The organism is Streptomyces sp. W16 (assembly GCF_033194735.1).
Lineage (GTDB): Bacteria > Actinomycetota > Actinomycetes > Streptomycetales > Streptomycetaceae > Streptomyces.
Genome location: NZ_JAWOAI010000711.1, coordinates 1 through 4,119 on the forward strand (window position 1 = coordinate 1; position 4,119 = coordinate 4,119).

The 4,119-nt window shown below is 73.1% G+C and carries 3 protein-coding genes; 1 reads left to right on the forward strand and 2 read right to left on the reverse strand.

What is annotated here, in order from left to right; genetic code table 11:
* The coding region (locus R6V09_RS47645) for an AAA family ATPase (protein ID WP_317887696.1) at positions 1-1,815 on the reverse strand (1,815 nt) is incomplete at its 3' end.
* 103 nt (positions 1,816-1,918) lie between these two features.
* Entirely contained in the window at positions 1,919-2,875 is a 957-nt protein-coding gene (locus tag R6V09_RS47650) for a helix-turn-helix domain-containing protein (RefSeq protein ID WP_317887697.1), read from the reverse strand.
* A gap of 201 nt (positions 2,876-3,076) precedes the next feature.
* Here R6V09_RS47650 and R6V09_RS47655 point away from each other — a divergent pair.
* Positions 3,077-4,119 (forward strand): AAA family ATPase (locus tag R6V09_RS47655; RefSeq protein WP_317887698.1); only part of this gene is annotated, 1,043 nt, incomplete at its 3' end.

Below are 4,119 nucleotides of genomic sequence, written 5' to 3' on the forward strand. Positions count from 1 at the left end.
GTCCCCCAGATCCAGATGGACCATGACCTGCATGCTGAGCACGTGGGAGAGCAGACCGAGCCTGCCCTGCTCGCGCAGCGCCGTCTCCGCCCGCCACAGCAGCCCGGCGGACAGCGCCTCATGACCGACCGCGTGCGCGGCCATGCCCAGCAGGCGCAGCGCGTCGGCGTCCACGCGACCGTCCGGCGGCACCCGGGACAGCGCCTCGATCGACACCGCACAGCGAAGCACGGGTTCGGCCACGGCCAGGGCCGCGGTGCGGCGGGGGTCGTCGTCCACACCGTCGAGCCCTTCCGCTACGGCCACCACCCGGGCCCGTGCCGCCGGACCGGTGTCGCCCCACCAGCAACGCAGGGCCGCGCCGAGCAGGAGGTTCAGGGCCAGGTCGTGGTCGTCGGCCTCGGCGGACCGCAGCGCGATGTCGCAGAGGTCGAACACCCGCCGGGCGTCGCCGGGGACACCGTCGTCGAAGATCTCGCTGAGCCACTCTTTGCGGGCCAGGTCCAGTTCGGACAGGTCGGTGCGGGCCGCGGCCCGGAGCAACTGGTCGACGAGGTCGGCCCGCCCGAGCCCGAAGGCGTGCTCGGCCGCCGTCAGCAGCCGGTGGCCGCGCCGGGCGGATCCCCTCGTCAACCGCGCGGACCGTTCCAGGTCACCGATGGCCGACATGACCGCTCCCCGGCCAAGCGCCAGCGCGGCGTTGGCCTCCAACTCATCGGCGATCTGGTCGTCGGGGCCGACGATCGACTGCGCGCGGTGCCGCGTACGCCGGTACGGCTCGTCGACCAGCGCCTCGGCGAGCGCCGCGTTGGCCGCCTGGAGCCGGGCCAGGCACTCGGCCTGCAGTACGCCGGAGCGCATCAGCGGGTGCCGGAACTCCACGGCGCCGTCGCGTACTTCGATCAGTCCCACCGTCTCCGCCGGGACAAGCACCGTCCGTGCGACACCGCTGCCCCGGAGCACCGAGGTGGCCGCCAGGATCTCGGCCAGGGCGCCGACCGAATCCACCGCGGCGACGAGCAGCGCGTCGCGGGTCGGCCCGGGCAGCTCGCGGACCCGGCCCGCGAACGCCCCCTCCAGCCGGTCGGGCAGGCTCAGCGGACGGAGCCCGTCGGTCGGCGACAGGCGGAGCGCGTCGGGGAGTTCCAGCAGCGCGAGCGGATTGCCGAGGGCCTCGCCCTGGATCCGCTGCCGTTCGGCCGGGCTCAGACCGGGGGCGTGGGCCGACAGGCTGCGTGCGGCTGCCTCCCGGTCCACCCCGCCCACCGTGAGCCGCGGGAATCCGGCGGTCAGGAACGGGCCGGGGTGACCGGTGCGCATCGCGGCCACCACCACGACCGGGCCCACCGCACGGCGGCCGAGGAACGCCAGGACCTCATGGGTCTGCGGGTCCAGCCACTGGATGTCGTCGGCCAGTACGACGACCGGCCGGTCCTCGGCCACCGAGGCCAGCAGGTTCACGACGGCCAGCGCGATGAGGTACGGCTCGGGTGGCGGCCCCTCGGTCAGCCCGAACGCCGGAAGCAGCGCCGCGCGCTCAGTCCTGGGCAGCAGGGACACCAAGTCGAGTACCGGGCGCAGCAGCTGGTGCAGCCCGGCGAAGGGCAGGGTGGCCTCGGACTCCACGCCGACCACGGTGAGCACCCGGAACTCCCGTGTACGGGCCGTGTGTTGGGCGGCGCGCAGGAGGGCCGACTTGCCGATGCCGGGATCGCCGAGCAGTAGGAGGACCCTGGGTCGCGGCGATGTCCGGTCGAGGAGCGCGTTCAGCACGTCCGTCTCGCGCCGCCTGCCGACAAGTACGCCGCTGCCCATGGGTCTCCTCGTCCGGTCGCCATTGACGGGACGAGACTATGGACACCGCGCGGGTGCCCGCTTCAGTCATGCGACTGAAGCCGCCGACGGGTGGCCGCCGCCCTCAGGCCGACAGGGCCGCGCGTCGCCACTCGCTCGGTGACAGCCCGTAGGCCGCGCGGAACCGGCGGCTGAAGTGGGCGGGATCGCGGAAGCCCCACTGCCGGGCGATCGCGGAGACGCTTCGTCGGCTGCTGTCGGGACGGGCCAGTTCCTCCCGCGCGCCGTGGAGCCGCAGGCCGATGATCCACTGTTCGAGGCTGAGATCGGCCTGGGCACAGATCTTGTACAGGTGGCGTACGGAGATGTTGTGCGCGGCGGCGATGGAGACCGGTCCCAGCTCGGGATCGGTGAGGTGGCTCCGCACGTGGGCGCGTATGCGGGTGAGGAGCGTTTCGGCGAGCACCGGGCGGGAGTACCGCTCGTCCTCCGCGGCCGAGGCGAGCAGCGCCATGGCCAGTTCGGTGACCGTGGTGCCCAGGGTCACCGCGGCCGGGTGGTCGCTGAGCCGCGCCGCGTCCTGGGTGACCTGGCTGATGTGGTCGGTGACCAGGCGGTACAGGGGACTCGTCGGGAGGTGCTGGGCAGCCCGCCGGACGACGTCGACCGGAAGGCCGAGCGCCTCGATGGGGACCTGCACGCAGCCCACGGCTCCCTCGCCGGACCAGCTGAAGTCGTAGGGCGCGGACAGGTCCATCACCAGCATCTCCCCGGGCGGGACGAGACGCCGGCAGGCCAGTTGCTCCTGACGTCCGTCGGCGAGCTTCTGGACGGAGAGCGCCACGACGGGTGCGGCGTCCTGGCGGGCCTGTTTGGGCGTGCGGAGGAGACGGAGGCCGGACGACCAGGTCGAGAAGATCTTGACGTCGCCGAGCTGCCACAGTTCCATCCGGGTGCGGATGCCGAGATCGGCGTCCTCGTGGATCACGTGGCAGGGGACAGCCGCGTACTTCATGGCCGCGCCGACCGCCTCCGCCCGGTCACGGGCGGGGAGCCGAGCGGTGTCGAGGATGATTCCCAACCGTTCCTCCAAGGCCGTCCAGGGCCGAACCCATGATTCCCGTGCCGAAGCGGAGATCGCGGCCGGTGCAGCCTCAGGCAAGACCTGTGCACAGACAGCCAATCCGCACGAACGCCTCGCTCCTAGTGTTCCAGGAGAGCGCGCGGACTGCTTCCGCATCGGACAGCAGGTGGGGGCCGTGCCCGGCAGGAAGGCGGCGTGATGACGGCCTCGGAATTCGTCGGGCGTCACAAGGAGCTGAGAGCGCTGTCCGACGCCATCGACCGGGCCCCGGAACACGGCGCGGCGATCGTCGTCCGGGGCGAGGCGGGCATCGGCAAGTCGGCCCTGCTGGGCACGGCCGCCGACCACGCCCGCGGCGCCGGGCACCGCGTGGTGCGGGCCACCGGGACGGAGGCCGAGGCGCGGCTGCCGTTCGCCGGAATCCATCAGCTCCTCGGTCCGTTCCTCGACGATGCGGACAAGCTGCCCGCGTTGCAGCGCCGGGCGCTGGCGTCGGCGTTCGGTGCCGAGGACGCGCCCTCTCCCGAGCCCTTCCTCATCGCGCTGGCCGCGCTGAACCTGCTCACGGAGATCTCGGCCCGGCGGCCGATGACCGTCCTGGTCGACGACATCCAGTGGCTGGACCGGCCCAGTCACGAGGTGCTGGCGTTCCTGGCCCGGCGGATCGGGAGCGACCCGATCGTCATCATCGCGGCGATGCGGGAAGAACACACCGGACCGTTCGCCGCCGTGGGCCTCCCGGAGCTGCGGCTCGGCGGGCTGGACGAGCGCGCCGCACGTGAACTGCTGGAGGCCACCGCCGCTGATCTGACCGCGGCCGACCGGACCAGGATCCTGCGGCAGGCGGACGGCAACCCACTTGCACTCGTCGAGCTTCCCGCGGCCTCGCGCTCGGCGCGTGATCCCGTCGTCGAACCCGTCCTGTCGTTCCTGCCGCTGAGCGCACGGCTGGAGGAAGCCTTCGGCGGACGGATCGTGGAGTTGCCCGCCCCGACCCGGGACGCCCTGCTCATCGCGGCCGTCGACCACGAGAGCGTGGTGGCGGAGATCCTCGCGGCGGCCTCGTCGCTCTCGGGCCACCCGGTGACGGTCGGGGTGCTCGACGCCGCCGCGGCGGCCGGGTTGATCCGGTTCGACGAGGTGAGCCTCGCCTTCCGGCACCCGCTGGTCCGCTCCGCCGTCCTCCAGACGGAGTCGCTGCGCCGCCGCCTGGCCGCCAACGCCGCGCTCGCCGAGGCACT